Source organism: Micrococcus sp. HMSC31B01, from assembly GCF_001816085.1.
GTDB classification, from domain to species: Bacteria; Actinomycetota; Actinomycetes; order Actinomycetales; family Micrococcaceae; genus Micrococcus; species Micrococcus luteus.
In genome coordinates, this window is sequence record NZ_KV825460.1 from 1 (window position 1) to 937 (window position 937).

Annotated in this window: 1 protein-coding gene; it reads left to right on the top strand. The window is 76.1% G+C overall.

Features of this window, described 5'->3' with window-relative positions; all coding sequences use genetic code 11:
• Positions 1-383: 383 nt before the first annotated feature.
• A partial coding sequence (locus HMPREF3105_RS12290; RefSeq protein ID WP_070709876.1) for a MerR family transcriptional regulator occupies positions 384-937 on the top strand: 554 nt, incomplete at its 3' end.

Sequence of the window (937 nt, forward strand, 5' to 3'; positions counted from 1 at the left end):
GACGCCGTCGTGGTCGCCCTGCGCGCCGACGCCCCCGTGCTCGGCAGCCCTGCCGTGCTCGCGGACGCCGGCATGCCGGCGCGGACGGGGGAGGAGGACGCCGGCCAGGAGCGCGCCGTCGAGGACTTCCGCGACTTCCTGGACACGGTGCGCCCCGAGGACTTCGCCTGAGCGGAGCCGGCGCGACACGGCGCGGTCTCGCCGCCGGCTTCGTTGACCGTCCCCGGACCCGCGCGTACCTTCGAGGGGAAGAGGGCCCCGCCACCCGGAGCGCCTCCGTCGCCCTCCCCACGGTCACCGGGGAGCGCCGCCACGGTCACCGGCGGCACACGACGGTCGCGTCCCCCTCCCCGCACCGGGGGCCCCGCACCAGGAGGTTCCCCGTGACACCCACTGCAGGTCCTGGCCGGCCCCCCGCGCTCGGCACCCAGGGCACGCTCTTCGACGAGGGCGCGACCCGGGGCGACGACGTCGGCTTCCGCGGTCCCACCGCGTGCAAGGCCGCCGGCATCACCTATCGCCAGCTCGACTACTGGGCCCGCACGGACCTCGTGGTCCCCACGGTCCGCAGCGCCTCCGGCTCCGGCTCCCAGCGGCTCTACTCGTTCCGCGACATCCTCGTCCTCAAGGTGGTCAAGCGCCTCCTGGACACCGGCGTCTCGCTCCAGCAGATCCGCACCGCCGTGGGCCACCTGCGCGAGCGGGGTGTCGAGGACCTGGCGCAGATCACCCTGATGAGCGACGGCGCCTCGGTGTACGAGTGCACCTCGGCGGACGAGGTCGTGGACCTCGTCCAGGGCGGCCAGGGCGTCTTCGGGATCGCCGTCGGCCGCGTGTGGCGCGAGGTCGAGGGCAGCCTCGCCGAGCTGCCCCGCGAGAGCGTGGTCGGGGCCCCCGAGCCGGGGGACGAGCTGGCCGGGCGGCGTCGGGCCCGCCG